Here is a 14,331-nt window from a genome sequence, read left to right on the forward strand (position 1 = left end):
AGGGAACGCCCCCGCAGTGACCAGAAAACCGCCCTTTTTGAAGGTCAGAAACGCCCAATCGTTAGGATGATAGCGCAGCCGAACCGGCTGCCCTTGTCCGGCCTCGTGGGTGGGGCGGAGCAAGGACAGCGCGGGCCGAACGCTGTGAGAGCAGATCAGGCGGCCTTCGTCAGGTCTCCATGGGGGTCCAGCACGTATTTGACCGCTGCCCCCTGGTCAAAGCTTTCATAGCCCTCAGCGGCATCATCAAGCGAGATGATCTTTGCGTTGACGATGTCGGCGATCGGCAGCCGGTCGTGAAGGATGGCTTGCATGAGCTGACGATTGTATTTCAGCACGGGCGTCTGGCCGGTGTGGAAGGACTGGGCCTTCGCCCAGCCGAGACCCAGTCGAAGAGACAGACTGCCAATTTTGGCGGCGTCATCGACCGCACCGGGATCTTCCGTAACATAGAGGCCCGGAATGCCGATCGAGCCCGCCGCACGGGTGATCTCCATCATCTGGTTCAGAACAATGGCCGGCTGCTCGCCACCCGAATGTCCGCGCGCTTCGAAACCGACCGCATCAATGGCGCTATCGACCTCATCGGTCCCGATGACCTCAGCGATCATGTCGCCCAGCCGGTCGCTTTTCGACAGATCGATCGGCTCAAAGCCGACCCTGGCGGCATGGGCAAGGCGATCCTTGTTGAAATCACCGATCATCACGACTGCCGCACCAAGAATGCGGGCTGACGCGGCGGCTGCGAGACCGACCGGACCGGCGCCTGCGACATAGACCGTCGATCCGACACCGACCCCCGCCTTCACCGCCCCGTGAAAACCCGTCGGCAGGATGTCGGACAACATTGTCAGATCGCGGATCTTCGAGAGCGCCCTGTCGCGATCCGGAAACTTCAGCAGGTTGAAATCGGCGTAGGGAACAGTGACGTAACGGGCTTGGCCGCCGATCCAGCCGCCCATGTCAACATACCCATAGGCCCCGCCCGCGCGTGACGGATTGACGGTCAGGCAGACGCCGGTATCCTGCGACTTGCAGCAGCGGCAGCGGCCACACGCGACGTTGAAGGGCACGGAGACGATGTCGCCAATGTCCAGCATTTCGACGTCGATGCCTTTTTCGATGACCTCACCGGTAATTTCATGGCCCAGAACAAGACCCGGCAAGGCTGTCGTGCGACCACGCACCATATGCTGGTCGGACCCGCAGATATTGGTGGAAATGACCTTCAGGATCACGCCATGCTCAATCCGACGACCGTTGGGTGCCTCAAGCTTGGGGTCGTCGATATCTCTCACCTCGACCTTGCCCGGCCGCAAATACACTACACCTCTGTTCCTGCTCATTCCCATTCCTCCTCTGGGTTTTGATGAGAAGCTGCAACTTCTCGCCTGGCGGCTCTTTGAACTCGGCAGTTCTGCCGTGTTCAAAATCTTTCCCTCCTCGGAAAGATCATGCCGAACAGACAATGCATCTTGGCCCCATCAGCAGATCATCAACATCACTGTTCGACTGCCGCGACAACGACATGCAGAGACGAAATGGCGACGAACGGCTATTTCCGAAGGGGCCGAACCGGTGCCTCGGCTGTCGCGACCACCTCTCCCATCAACTTTGTGGTCGAAACTCGCGGTTCGGGTTCCTCCATGCCAGCGCACATCAGCGTGACAGCGTCCCGGGACCTTCCGGCTGCCGCCATCGCACGCTCCAAACGATGTTGAAGGCCACGCGCAGGATGCCCCCGCAGGGCTACCAGGGATTGTCCTGGCACTGGACGCTCGACGGCATCGCTGATCCAGCGCATGGCAAGAACCGACAGTGTCGGCTTAAACCTCTACAGTCTCACGGACATCGTCCAGGAGAAAATGCACGATCACATAACGCGTCGTATAGGGTCGACCGCTATCGGATGTGCTCTCGACGCTGCCACCGTCTGAGGGATGCCAATTCTGATAGTGGGGGTTGTTGGTAACCAGCGTAATGGCTTTGCCCGAAAACCGTCCATCAAGCCGATAGCGAGCCTCGGCAAGAGGCCAGATTTTCTCGAAATCCTGCTGGCTGATGCGCGCTTTCAAAGCCTTCCTGGATATCGCCTTTCCGGTTGACCCATTCTCGTCAACCATCGGCGGAATCTGAAGGTGAACCTCTTCTGCCTCATCCAACAGAAATGCATATTCGTCTGGCCACATGCGTCTCACGTATCGCTCCTCCCAAAGCTATCCGTCCTTCAACGCAGCGATTGTAGCGCTTCTGCTGTAAGAGGCAATGCAGATACGAAACGAGCCATCAAACGCCCCGCAGTTCTCCAAACCATCAACGAACCGGGCCGGCATTTCGAGAAAACTGGAAATCAATAGCCTCGTGGCACGGGCTGTCTCATAGCGAGAGCTTGGCGGGCTGCAAACTTTGAATCCGCCACCGGCAGTGTGGTCGAGGCGTGCCCCGAATGCTCGCTGTCACTTCATCAAACCACGTCCGTGAACAAACCATCGACATATCGATCCCTTGGAATGCAAGGGCTTCAACGATTTCAATGGGATGGAATGGTGCTGCTAGAGAGATTTGAACTCTCGGCCTCTCCCTTACCAAGGGAGTGCTCTACCCCTGAGCTATAGCAGCATCTGCACCGTCAGTCGTGTCATCGGTGCGGTGAGCGGGCTATTGCCATAGCTTTGCGGGGAGTGCAAGCCGCAAATTCCACTTCGGCGACAAAAGCATTGGATTGCCTGTGGCTCTTTGGGTTTTTCAAGGTTTCGGTTATGGAGAGGCCATGACCGCATCAGACGAATCGGAAAGACAGGATCTGCCGGCACGCCAGCCGAGCGAGGCGGAGCGGCGCAAGGCGCGCGCGGCGTTGAAGCTGCGTGAGAACCTCGCGCGGCGCAAGCAGCAGGCGCGGGCGCGCCGGGCCGGCGAAGAGGACGTGACGGAAGGCCTTCCGGCGGCAGACGCGCATAAGACCGAGGATTGACCGGCGGCCAATCGCACGCCTGGCGTGTGCAATCGTTTCATTGAAGACCGCGCGGATTTCGTCTAAGGACGCAATCTTTCGCGCCACTATCAGGCTTTCGCGCCACACTCAGGAAGGGCGGGCTGAAACGCCCGTTGTCAGTCATATGGATCGCATCAGAATCACCGGCGGCAATGCGCTGCGTGGCATCATCCCCATCTCTGGCGCCAAAAATGCCGCCCTGCCCCTGATGATCGCGTCGCTTCTGACAAGTGATACGCTGACCCTGGAAAACGTGCCGCATCTCGCAGACGTCGAAAACCTGATGCGGATTCTGGGCAATCATGGCGTCGACATTGCCGTCAACGGCCGCCGCGAGCGCCAGGAAAACGATTACTCGCGCACGATCCATTTCACCTGCCGAACCATTGCCGAAACCACCGCCCCTTATGAGTTGGTATCGAAGATGCGCGCCAGCTTCTGGGTCATCGGCCCGCTTCTGGCGCGCGAAGGCCGCGCTCGTGTGTCGCTGCCCGGCGGCTGCGCCATCGGCACGCGCCCGGTCGACCTGTTTCTCGAAGCACTCTCAGCCCTTGGTGCGGAAATCGAGATCGATGGGGGTTATGTCAACGCCACTGCCCCGAAGGGCGGCCTTGTCGGCGCGCGTTACCGCTTTTCAAAAGTGTCCGTCGGCGCAACCCATGTGATGCTGATGGCGGCAACGCTTGCCAATGGCACGACGGTGATCGAAAACGCCGCGCGCGAACCGGAAGTGGTGGATCTCGCCAATTGCCTTAACGCCATGGGCGCCAGAATTTCCGGCGCCGGCACAAAAACAATCACCATCGAGGGTGTCACCTCCCTCTCCGGCGCCCGCCACCGGGTTCTGCCGGACCGGATCGAGACGGGCACCTATGCCATGGCCGTTGCCATGACCGGCGGCGACGTGACGCTGGAAGGCACCGACGCCTCGCTTCTGGAAACGGCGCTTGATACGCTGCGCCAGACCGGCGCCGAAATCACGGTGACAGACACTGGCCTGCGCATCGTGCGCAATGGCGACCGCATCCTGCCGGTCGACGTGGTGACCGAACCTTTCCCGGGTTTTCCGACAGACCTGCAGGCGCAGTTCATGGCGCTGATGACGCGTTCCTCCGGTGTCTCCCACATCACGGAAACCATTTTCGAAAACCGCTTCATGCATGTGCAGGAACTCGCCCGCCTTGGGGCGCGCATCTCGCTGTCAGGCCAGATGGCCCGCGTGGAGGGTGTTTCGCGCCTTAAGGGTGCGCCTGTCATGGCAACGGATCTGCGCGCCTCGGTGTCGCTGGTGATTGCCGGCCTTGCCGCCGAAGGCGAGACCGTGGTCAACCGCGTCTACCATCTGGATCGCGGTTTCGAGCGGCTGGAAGAAAAGCTCACCCGCTGCGGCGCCATCGTAGAGCGCGTCAGCGAGTAACTGTCGCCTCTGCCTGTTGCTTATCGGCCCCTGCCATCCTATCTCCAGAACCTGACAGACAAGGCCGCAGCGCGTGCTGCGCGGCCGGGGAGATGGGATGGCAAAGATGACCGAGCTGAAGCTGCTGGCGCTGGATGACGAGGACCTGAAGATCGTGTCCGCCCATATGCAGGACAGCGTTTTCAAGGCAAGCGACATCGAGTGGAGCCAGAAGCGCGGACATTTTTCGCTGGTGGTGAACCGGTTCGTCTGGGAAGCGGCGGCCCGCGGCGCAAAGGGTTATGAGCGTCGCCGCGCCGCCGTCACGTTCAAGCGGGTCCTGGCCGTGCGCGCGCTCGGCGTTGACCGGCATCATGAAGATCAGGTCTATTCGCTTCTGGCCCTGCGTTTCGACCAGAAGGGCGACGGGCCGGACGGCACGATCGAGCTGACGCTGGCCGGTGGCGCTGCCATCAGCCTTGATGTGGAATGCATCGAAGCGCAGCTTGCCGATACCGGCGGCGCCTGGGGAACCGAAAACCTGCCGAAGCACGATTGACGCGGACGCAGTCTTTCGGAACAGATGCCAAAGCGGATGCGGGGACGAGACGCGGGCGGCAAGGTAAGAGTGAAGGACGGGCTGCGGGCTTTTCCGCTGCCTGTCTGCAGTGTGAGGGGTTAAGTGGACGTGGCAATCTGGCTTGAGCAGGCATCTGCCGATTTCGAAGCGCGGTTTTCCGCCTTCCTGACGACGAAGCGCGAAGTCTCGGAAGATGTGAATGCCGTTGTGCGTGCGATCATCGAGGATGTGCGGGCGCATGGCGACGCAGCGCTGATCGATTATTCCAGGCGTTTTGACCGGGTGGACCTTGCAGAGGTTGGCCTGCGGGTGACGGACGCCGAAATCGAGGCGGCGCATGCCAAGGTGGATCCCGAGGTGATCGCCGCGCTTCAGCTGGCTGCCGAACGCATCGAACGCCACCATGCCCGCCAGATGCCGAAGGACGACATCTATGAAGATGCCCAGGGCGTCGGCCTTGGCTCGCGCTGGACGGCCATCGAGGCGGTTGGCCTTTACGTGCCGGGCGGCACGGCAAGCTATCCCAGTTCGGTGCTGATGAATGCCGTGCCGGCCCGCGTTGCCGGTGTCGAGCGCGTGGTGATGGTCTGCCCGGCCTCCGGCGGCGAGATCAACCCGGCGGTACTGGTGGCCGCAAAAATTGCCGGCGTTTCGGAAATCTACCGCATCGGCGGCGCGCAGGCGGTGGCAGCGCTGGCCTATGGCACGGAAAGCATCGCCCCGGTCTACAAGATCGTCGGCCCCGGCAATGCCTATGTGGCCGCGGCCAAGCGCCATGTCTTCGGCACCGTCGGCATCGACATGATTGCTGGGCCGTCCGAAGTGCTTGTGATTGCCGATGGCGAAAACGATCCGGATTGGCTGGCCGCCGACCTCCTGGCCCAGGCCGAGCATGATGCCGGCGCCCAATCCATCCTCATCACCACCGATCCCTCGCTGGCCAAGGCCGTCGAAACGGCCGTCGAGCGCCAGCTGAAAACCCTGTCGCGCGCAGAGACGGCCGCTGCCAGCTGGCGGGATTTTGGCGCCATCATTCTGGTCAAGACCTTGGGCGACGCGCTGCCGCTGGCCAACCGCATTGCCGCCGAACATCTGGAACTGGCCGTCGCCGATCCGGATGCGCTTCTGCCCGGCATCCGCAATGCCGGCGCCATCTTCATCGGCCGCCATACGCCAGAAGTGATCGGCGATTATGTCGGCGGCTCCAACCACGTGCTGCCGACGGCGCGGTCTGCCCGTTTTTCCTCGGGCCTTTCGGTGCTGGATTTTGTCAAGCGCACCTCGATCCTGAGGCTCGGGCCTGATCAGTTGCGGGCACTCGGGCCGGCTGCCATCACCCTTGCCCATTCCGAAGGCCTCGATGCCCATGCCCGATCGGTCGCCATCCGGCTTAATCGAGAGGGATGAGCCATGGCCGAGCCCGATTTCCGGCTGTTCGACGTGGTGCTGGACGACAGCATCGGCCGGTCGACGCCGGATGTCGAGCATGAGCGGGCGGTTGCGATCTTCGACCTGATTGAGGAGAACCGCTTCGAGCCGGTCGGTCACGCGGGCGGCCCCTACCGTCTCAACATTTCGCTGGTGGAACAGAAGCTCGTCTTCACCATCACCACGAAAAGCGATGAGGCGGTGGCGACCCACATCCTGTCGCTCACCCCCTTTCGCCGGATCATCAAGGATTACTTCATGATCTGCGAAAGCTATTACGAGGCGATCCGCACCTCCACCCCCTCGCAGATCGAAGCCATCGACATGGGCCGGCGCGGCCTGCACAATGATGGATCGGACACCCTGCGGGACCGCCTGATGGGCAAGATTGACCTCGATTTCGACACCGCCCGCCGGCTGTTCACCCTTGTCTGCGTGCTCTACTGGCGGGGATGACATGGCTGAGCCCCCGGCCTTTGACACAAGGATTGCAAAGCCGGGCGCCGTTCTCTTCATGTGCGGCATGAACGCCATCCGCTCGCCTATGGCCGAGGTGATTGCAAAACGGCTGCTGCCACCCGATATCTATGTGCAATCGGCCGGTGTCAGGGCCGGCGAGCCGGATCCTTTCGTTGATGTGGTCCTGCGCGAAGTAGGCCTTTCTCTGCCGCGCCACCAGCCACGCCGGCTGGAGGAACTGGAAGACGATTTTTTCGATGTGATCGTGACGCTCTCTCCCGAAGCCCATCACCGGGCGCTGGAACAGACACGCGCACAATCGGTGGAAGTGGTCTACTGGCCGACATTCGACCCGACTGTGGAAACCGGAACGCGCGACCAGGTGCTGGACGCCTATCGCGGTGTGCGCGACGACCTGTCGCGCCGCATCGAGGAGCGCTTCGTGCGCCCCAACGTGCAGGGGCTACAAACCTTGTAAAGCAGGCGGTGTAAAACCGGCGGCCTGACACGTCCGAACAGCCAGAAGGCCTGCTGTTTCCATCCCGCAGCCGAAGTGCTAAAGCGGCGCCCAAGCAATGGCGAAACCTCACGCGGGCGCGCAACAACGGCTCACGACACCGCGCCGGAGATAAGCGCAGATGCTAGGTTCACAAACGGGCGGGGAACGTGTAGTTTCCGCGCAATTTTCAAGCTGCGGCCATTTTCCGGCCACATGCATCCCAAAAACAGGAAGACAAGCTCTAGATGGCTAAAGAAGAAGTCCTCGAATTCCCGGGCATCGTAACGGAACTGCTGCCCAATGCAACATTCCGCGTGAAGCTCGAAAACGAACACGAAATCATTGCCCACACCGCAGGGCGCATGCGCAAGAACCGTATCCGCGTTCTCGCCGGCGACAAGGTGCTTGTGGAAATGACCCCGTACGACCTGACCAAGGGCCGTATCACCTACCGCTTCAAATAAGCGTTTCGCCCGCACGGCGCGCCTTCGCAGGAAACCCCATGGTTCTGGACCAAAAGCTCATCCTGGCCTCCGGCTCGCCGCGACGCCTTGATCTTCTCAACCAGGTGGGGATCAAGCCGGCGCGCCTGATGCCGATGGATATCGACGAGACGCCGAAGAAATCCGAACATCCCCGGTCGCTCGCCCGCCGCCTGTCCACGGAAAAGGCGGAGGCCTCGCTTTTGGCGATCCGCGGCGATGTGGCCTGGAACCACAGCTATATTCTCTCTGCCGATACGGTTGTTGCCGTCGGGCGGCGCATCCTGCCGAAGACCGAATATATGGACGAGGCATCGTCTGCGCTCAACCTGCTCTCGGGCCGGGGGCACCATGTCTATACGGGCATCTGCCTCGTCACCCCCGGCGGCCAGTTCCGCCAGAAGGTGGTGGAAACGAAAGTGCGCTTCAAGCGGCTTTCGATGCGCGAGATCGAGGCCTATCTCGCTTCGGACCAGTGGCGTGGCAAGGCCGGCGCCTACGCCATCCAGGGCATCGCGGCAAGTTTTGTCCAGAAGCTTGTCGGCTCCTACACCAATGTCGTCGGGCTACCGCTCTACGAGACGACCCTGCTGCTGAACGGCGAAGGTTTCGACGTCGCAACGCATTGGGCAGAAGGCTAGAAAACAGACATGACATCCGAACCCATCCCCCAGGGCGCCAAGGTTGCGCCCTTGCGCAAGGCACGGCCGTGCCCGGAGTGCGGCAAGCAAAGCCACCGCGAGCACTACCCGTTCTGCTCGGATCGCTGCCGCACGCTTGACCTTTCGCGCTGGCTGAACGGCTCTTACGCCATCCCTGTCAGCGAGGACGAAACCAAGGCCGAGCCTTTCGACGACTGACCGGAAAACCTCTGGCCAGCCTCTTTTCAGCCCCTGGGCCGCCCCTTGGCCGCCGGCTTTTTGCGAGCCTTTACAAAGACTTCGCAAAGTTTTTCACACAGCCGTCAAAAAAGTTCGAAACCGCGCTTGCCATGCCCGAACAAGATGTTATAACCCCGCTCGCTCCCGGGGAAATGCCCCGGCGGTTTCGAGAGAAGCCGGCAGGCTTTGAGAAAAAGCCGAGATGCCCGGATAGCTCAGTTGGTAGAGCAGCGGATTGAAAATCCGCGTGTCGGTGGTTCAAATCCGCCTCCGGGCACCACTTCTTCTTCACACCCTAAGTGTTTCGTTTTGAACGATTTTCCGTAAGCCGCAGGCACGATGTTCACACATCTGTCGCACAAATCGGCGAGTGTCTGGTGTTATCCTCAGTCCCTCCGGCCGCCGTTTCGGCGCTCGATCATGCAAAGACATGCCATGTTTTCCCCCGACATTTCCCCTCGCCTTCCCGACAATGCTTCCGAACGCCTGATGCTGATGGCAGCCGCTGCCCTTGAAGCGGGTGATCTTGCCCGCCGCTCCCTAAAACGGCGTTATGCCGATGAAATGGTGGCGAAAGCTGCGCGCGATTACCAGACCGAGATCGACGTGGCCGTCGAGGAACTCATCGTCAAGCGCATGCGTGAACACTTTCCTGATCACGCCATTACCGGCGAAGAGGCGGTGGGCAATCATGAGGCCGGCGAAGGTGCGCCGCGCATCTATATTGACCCCATCGATGGCACAACCAATTACGCCTGGGGCATCCCGCATTTCGGCATGACGATTGCCATCGTCGAGGACGGCATCCTCACCTGTGGTGTGGTGCTGGACACGATGCAGAACGAGTTGTTCTGTGCCGAACGCGGAATGGGCGCTTATCTCAACGGCGAACGGCTGTCGTGCCGGCCTGTGGCCGTGCCCGAGGATGCGCTGATTGGCGCCGGCTTGCCGATCCCCGGCCAGGTGAAGAGCACGGATGAGGAGACCTATCACGCGGCGCTGAGGCGCCTGATGGCAGAGACTTCGGGCGTGCGCCGTCTGGGCTCTGCCTCGCTGTCGCTGGCCTATGTCGCCTGCGGCCGGCTGGACGGCTTTTTCGAGGACGGCCTCTCGCTGCACGATTACGGCGCGTCCAAGCTTCTGATCGAGGAGGCCGGCGGGCGTGTGACCGGCTTTACCGGAGCTCCCATCGGCGCCCATGGCGATATCCTGGCCTCCAACGGCGCGCTGCATGCGTGGCTGATGGAAGGCTTTGCCGGGTAAATTGCGCCGATCCTGCAAAACGTTCAGCGCCCGCGCATCTCTGGAAGAGGATGCGCGGGCGCTGTCATATCTCAAAAGTCATGACTGACGAGAAAGCGGGAAGCGGCCGGCCGCTCCCTATCACGGTACGATCAGGCCGTTTCCACCGCACGGTCTGCCCGGCACGCAACCGGCGCGGCGGCCAAACGGCCAGACGCGATCAGGCGGTTGTCGCGGTAGACGCCGTAGATGGTTGGCGACAGTCTGGCACGAGCACCTTTTTCAAAGCGCAGAGCCGGGCTGGTCATTGCCTTCACACGAGCCCCGCCTTCGCTTTCCAGATCCACCATGATGTGGCTGCCGAAATCGGTGGAGCGCAGAACGGTGGCACCCGCCTCGCCCTCTGCCTCCGCAAGGCCGAGATCTTCCGGGCGGATGGCAAGCACTGCCGGACCATCGGCCACATTGAGCGCGATGGAGAGATCGCCGTGGCGGAACCGGCCGCCTTCCACATTGGCGCGCAAAAAGTTCATGGAGCCGATGAAGCCTGCCACGAATTCCGTCTGCGGCTGGCGGTAGACGACATCAGGCGCATCCACCTGCTCGCACTGGCCGTTGCGCAGCACCACGATGCGGTCTGCCATGGCCAGCGCCTCGTCCTGCCCGTGAGTGACGAAGAGCGTGGTGATGCCAAGCCGCTGCTGGATCTCGCGCACTTCTTCGCGCAAGCGTTCACGCAGGTGCTGGTCAAGGCTTGCAAAAGGCTCGTCGAGCAGCAGGATTTTTGGCTCCAGCACCAGCGAACGGGCAAGCGCCACGCGCTGCTGCTGGCCGCCGGAGAGCTGGAACGTCTGGCGCGGGCCATAACCGGCAAGACCGACCAGTTCCAGCGCCTCCTCTACCTTGCGGCGGATTTCTGCCCGCGGCAGGCGGCGTAGCTTCAGCCCGAAGGCGATATTGTTGAACACATTCATGTGGCTCCACAGCGCGTGGCTCTGGAACATCATGCCGGTCGGGCGCCGCTCCGGCGGCAGCCGCGTCACGTCCTGTCCGTCAATGTAAAGCGTGCCTGAGGTCGGATGTTCGAAGCCGCCGATCATGCGCAGGATGGTGGATTTTCCAGAGCCCGACGGCCCGAGCAGGCAGACGAGTTCGCCGTCTTCCACATGCAGCGAAAAATCATCGACGGCGGCGGTTGCGCCAAAGCTCTTGCGCAGGTGTTCGATGGTCAGTTTGGCCATTGTCGTTTCACTTTCCGTCTCGAAGGCGCCCTCAGGCGCCAAAACCCTTGGCGAAACCGCCATTGCTGACCACCCGGCGGGCAAACATCAGGGCGATGAAGGAGGGCACCCAGAGGATGACCGACAACACCGCGCCATACTGCACGACGATCTGGTTGTTGATGTAGCTGATCATCAGCACCGGCATGGTGCGGATCTGCGGCGCGCCGATCAGCCAGGCGCCCTCGGTTTCGTAAAACGTGGCGACGAAGGTCAAAAGCACGGCGGCAAAGATGGTCGGGCCCGCCTGCGGAAGCGTGATCGACCAGAACACGCGAAGCGGACTTGCTCCCACATCACGCGCCGCCTCTTCCATGCGCCGATCCACCGCCTGGAAGGCCGCCACGGGGATCCAGATCATCAACATCAGCGTGCCGACAAGCTGGATCAGCACGACGCCCCAGAAGGTGGCGATGAGATCGAGCTTCAGGAAGATCGCGGCAATCGCCACCAGAAGGCCGAATTTCGGAAAGGCATGCGAGGCCAGAAACGACAGGAAAAAGATGTCGCGACCGGGAAATTTCATCCGCGCAAAGGCATAGGCCGCCGGCAGGCAGATGATCGCCGAGAGCAGCGTGACCGTCGCCGACAGCCGGATGCTGATCCAAAGCGCATCCCAGACATCGGCGCGCACCAGGGTCTGCTGCCAGTATCGCAGACCGAACTGCTGGGGAATGACAGAGGGGTAACGCCAGACCTCGGTAAAGGCCCAGGTGACAACGACCAGCAGCGGCACCGCAATGACGAGGGTGAGGACAATGGCAAAAAACAGCCCGGTCCAGTCGAAACGGCTGGACCGGATGGCAAAGCGAGCGGAACGACTGGTCATCGGCTGCGGCTCCCCTGGTTGCGGGCAATAGACCAGACATAAAACAGGCCGAAGAACAGGCAGATGCCGAAGGAGACGACGGCTTGCGTCTTGGCATTCAGCGGATCGGCGAGATCGTTGAAGGTGCGCATCATGAACGGACCCATCATTTCCGGCGAAGCGGGGCCGAGCACATAAGGCAGCGTGAACGAGGAAAAGATGCCAAGCACGGCAAACGAGATGGTGACCAGCATGGAATTGCCCATGCGCGGCAGGATGATGTGGACAAAAACGCGGATCGGCCCGGCACCGACATCGCGGGCGGCCTCCACGGCGCTGGTCGAGATGGCGCCGAGACCGGCCGTCAGCATCAGCACCGTCAGCGGAAGATTATCCCACACAAGTCCGATCACCGGACCCCAGGGGGTGAGGTAGGGGCTCGGCAGCTTTGGCAGGCCGGCGGCGTTCAAAAGCAGGTCGACCGTGCCGTTCGGCCCGATGGTGCGGATCAGCGCATAAGAGAGGATGATCGAGGGCACGAACATCGGAAAGATCGCCAGCCCCTGCACATAGGCTGCAAAACGGCTGGTGGAAAAGCGCAGGTAAAGCGCTACCGGCAGGCCGCACACCAGAAGCAGCACGGCGCAGACAGCCGTTGTCCAGAGCGTCAGCGACAGGTTGGCAAGGCTGTAGCCATCGGAAAAGAAGAACCGGTAGGACGCGGTGCTGACAATTGACCCCTCAGGCGTATCGACAAGCAGCGTAGAGACGATAGCGGCAAGGATCGGGTAGATGATCAGCCAGCCGACGAGCAGGACAGGAATGGCAACGAGGAGAAGGCCGAAAAGCCCCCTCCCCCGTGCCGGCGGCGTTCCGCCATGGGCGGAGATCTGTGCCGTATCCGCCATGATCAGCCGCGGACGAGGCCCGTTGCGACATTGCGGTACCAGCCATCATTGACCGCCGTGTTCCAGTCACCGCCCGGGAAGGTCGGGATGGAATTGGGCACGACGTCCTTGTATTTTTCGCGAAGGTCGGCGGAGATATTGTCCCAGGTGACGCCCGGGAAACCGCCGATTTCCGTGATGATGGCGGACTGCATTTCGCCGGACAGCAGGAAGTTTGCAAGCTTCAGGCCGGCATCCTTGTTGGCGCCGTTGGTAAAGATGGTCATGCGCGAAAAGTCGCCGCAGAGCGCCAGATCTGTCAGCTGCACGAGACCGGTGGTTTCCGGCAGCACGCCCTGCGAAATTGCCTGGAGAACCTGGTCGGACCAAACCGGCACCAGGGTGACGACACCCTGCGACAGAAGCTGGATGGACTGCGTGTTACCAGACGTATAGGCGCCCTTTTCATAGAGCGACGGCGCCAGATCCTTGAGCAGCGCCCAGGCCGGCGTCAGCGATTTTTCGGCGTAATCAGCGGAAAAGTTGGCAAGGGTGAATTTGGACGGATCGCGGCCGTTCACTTCATGAATGGCGCGGCGCACGAAATTGCCGCCGGAACCACCCTTGTCGGGACGGTTGTAGATGAACTGGCCGGGGTTCTTCTTGATCCAGGCAACCAGCTGTTCGAAGGTTTTCGGCGCATCCTTCGGGTCGAGCTTGGTCTTGTCGTAGGCGAGAAGAACCTGCGAGCCGCGGTAGGGCAGACGCTGCGGGATATCCAGGGCGCGCGGATTGATCTTGCCGAAATTCGGCACGTTTTCCGCCGAGAAGGTCACCCAGAGACCGGCATCGATGCCGCCGACGGGCAGGCGTGCGTCAAAGCTTTCAAACACATCCGCCTGCGGGTCCGACTTCGACTTCAGGGCTGCAAGCGCGCGGTCGGCGATGGCGCGAAGGCCATTGTCGTCGCCGGCATCGATCACCTTCAGCTTGAGGCCCGGATTGGCCTTCTCGAAGGCCGGACGCACGGTGTTGTTCCAGAAATCGATGATATTGTTGTCGGAACCGCTGAACACATTGATCGTCGTGTCTGCGGCAAAAGCGATGGAATTGAGCGCAGGCAGAGCGGCAACGGCCGAGCCGGCCGCCAGGAAATCGCGTCTTTTCATGGGTCTGTCTCCGAAATGGGCGGCACGGCCCCCGCTGGGCCGGCGTCAAAGTCACGGGCGACACTAAGAATTGCAGATGACAGCTGGATGATCGTTCCATGACAGTTCGTTGTCATTGCACAGCTGTGCGAGCTTTTTTCGACCGGGGACGGCGTAACGCCACCTCGGCGTGTGCCCAGAAATTGTCTGCGGTCCTAAGATTTAATTAGTAAACAAGAATTATCCTCA

The 14,331-nt window shown here is 61.3% G+C and carries 16 protein-coding genes and 2 tRNA genes; 11 read left to right on the plus strand and 7 right to left on the minus strand.

Features of this window, described 5'->3' with window-relative positions; all coding sequences use genetic code 11:
- Positions 1–155: 155 nt before the first annotated feature.
- The 3 genes from fdhA to AC4CWF_RS16045 all read right to left on the minus strand — a co-directional run bounded on the left by fdhA (position 156) and on the right by AC4CWF_RS16045 (position 2,619).
- Positions 156–1,346: a formaldehyde dehydrogenase, glutathione-independent gene (gene fdhA, locus AC4CWF_RS16035; protein WP_491282633.1), complete on the minus strand. Its 1,191-nt coding sequence runs from the start codon at positions 1,344–1,346 to the stop codon at positions 156–158.
- Between the two features lie 480 nt (positions 1,347–1,826).
- A complete protein-coding gene (locus AC4CWF_RS16040; RefSeq protein ID WP_491285431.1) occupies positions 1,827–2,189 on the minus strand; it encodes a hypothetical protein in 363 nt (120 codons plus the stop codon).
- Between the two features lie 355 nt (positions 2,190–2,544).
- Positions 2,545–2,619: transfer RNA gene (locus AC4CWF_RS16045), tRNA-Thr, on the minus strand.
- 151 nt (positions 2,620–2,770) lie between these two features.
- On the opposite strand from AC4CWF_RS16045, the gene AC4CWF_RS16050 reads away from it, so the two are divergent.
- The 11 genes from AC4CWF_RS16050 to AC4CWF_RS16100 all read left to right on the plus strand — a co-directional run bounded on the left by AC4CWF_RS16050 (position 2,771) and on the right by AC4CWF_RS16100 (position 9,980).
- Positions 2,771–2,971: a hypothetical protein gene (locus AC4CWF_RS16050; protein ID WP_491282635.1), complete on the plus strand. Its 201-nt coding sequence runs from the start codon at positions 2,771–2,773 to the stop codon at positions 2,969–2,971.
- A 145-nt stretch (positions 2,972–3,116) separates the two neighbouring features.
- Complete coding sequence (gene murA, locus AC4CWF_RS16055) at positions 3,117–4,409, plus strand: UDP-N-acetylglucosamine 1-carboxyvinyltransferase (protein WP_491282636.1); 1,293 nt, start codon at positions 3,117–3,119, stop codon at positions 4,407–4,409.
- Positions 4,410–4,515: 106 nt separating this feature from the next.
- Positions 4,516–4,947, plus strand: coding sequence for a DUF2948 family protein (locus tag AC4CWF_RS16060; protein WP_491285434.1), 432 nt, complete (start codon positions 4,516–4,518; stop codon positions 4,945–4,947).
- Between the two features lie 129 nt (positions 4,948–5,076).
- Positions 5,077–6,375: a histidinol dehydrogenase gene (hisD, locus tag AC4CWF_RS16065; protein ID WP_491282637.1), complete on the plus strand. Its 1,299-nt coding sequence runs from the start codon at positions 5,077–5,079 to the stop codon at positions 6,373–6,375.
- Between the two features lie 3 nt (positions 6,376–6,378).
- The gene (locus AC4CWF_RS16070) at positions 6,379–6,852 is read left to right on the plus strand and encodes a UPF0262 family protein (RefSeq protein WP_491282638.1); all 474 of its coding nucleotides are present in this window, start codon (positions 6,379–6,381) and stop codon (positions 6,850–6,852) included.
- A 1-nt stretch (position 6,853) separates the two neighbouring features.
- Complete coding sequence (locus tag AC4CWF_RS16075; RefSeq protein WP_491282639.1) at positions 6,854–7,333, plus strand: arsenate-mycothiol transferase ArsC; 480 nt, start codon at positions 6,854–6,856, stop codon at positions 7,331–7,333.
- A 266-nt stretch (positions 7,334–7,599) separates the two neighbouring features.
- On the plus strand, positions 7,600–7,818 hold the full coding sequence (gene infA, locus AC4CWF_RS16080; RefSeq protein WP_007759621.1) for a translation initiation factor IF-1: 219 nt from the start codon (positions 7,600–7,602) through the stop codon (positions 7,816–7,818).
- Between the two features lie 38 nt (positions 7,819–7,856).
- Entirely contained in the window at positions 7,857–8,477 is a 621-nt protein-coding gene (locus tag AC4CWF_RS16085; RefSeq protein ID WP_491282640.1) for a Maf-like protein, read from the plus strand.
- A gap of 9 nt (positions 8,478–8,486) precedes the next feature.
- Complete coding sequence (gene yacG / locus AC4CWF_RS16090; RefSeq protein WP_491282641.1) at positions 8,487–8,696, plus strand: DNA gyrase inhibitor YacG; 210 nt, start codon at positions 8,487–8,489, stop codon at positions 8,694–8,696.
- Positions 8,697–8,921: 225 nt separating this feature from the next.
- Positions 8,922–8,997, plus strand: a tRNA-Phe gene (locus AC4CWF_RS16095).
- 155 nt (positions 8,998–9,152) lie between these two features.
- Entirely contained in the window at positions 9,153–9,980 is an 828-nt protein-coding gene (locus tag AC4CWF_RS16100) for an inositol monophosphatase family protein (protein ID WP_491282642.1), read from the plus strand.
- A gap of 131 nt (positions 9,981–10,111) precedes the next feature.
- On the opposite strand, the gene AC4CWF_RS16105 is transcribed toward AC4CWF_RS16100, so the two are convergent.
- Genes AC4CWF_RS16105 through AC4CWF_RS16120 form a run of 4 tightly spaced genes read right to left on the minus strand, consistent with a single transcriptional unit; the run spans position 10,112 to position 14,103 of the window.
- Positions 10,112–11,200, minus strand: coding sequence for an ABC transporter ATP-binding protein (locus AC4CWF_RS16105; protein ID WP_491282643.1), 1,089 nt, complete (start codon positions 11,198–11,200; stop codon positions 10,112–10,114).
- 31 nt (positions 11,201–11,231) lie between these two features.
- Positions 11,232–12,068 carry an ABC transporter permease gene (locus AC4CWF_RS16110; protein WP_491282644.1) on the minus strand — a complete coding sequence of 279 codons (837 nt, stop codon included), beginning with the start codon at positions 12,066–12,068 and terminating at the stop codon, positions 11,232–11,234.
- A complete protein-coding gene (locus AC4CWF_RS16115) occupies positions 12,065–12,958 on the minus strand; it encodes an ABC transporter permease (protein ID WP_491285436.1) in 894 nt (297 codons plus the stop codon). The genes AC4CWF_RS16110 and AC4CWF_RS16115 overlap by 4 nt, the downstream gene beginning before the upstream one ends.
- Positions 12,958–14,103, minus strand: a complete 1,146-nt coding sequence (locus tag AC4CWF_RS16120) for an extracellular solute-binding protein (RefSeq protein WP_491282645.1) — start codon at positions 14,101–14,103, stop codon at positions 12,958–12,960. Before AC4CWF_RS16120 ends, AC4CWF_RS16115 begins: the two co-directional genes overlap by 1 nt.
- Between the last annotated feature and the right edge of the window lie 228 nt (positions 14,104–14,331).

It is taken from the genome of Neorhizobium sp. PAMB6630 (assembly GCF_058242775.1).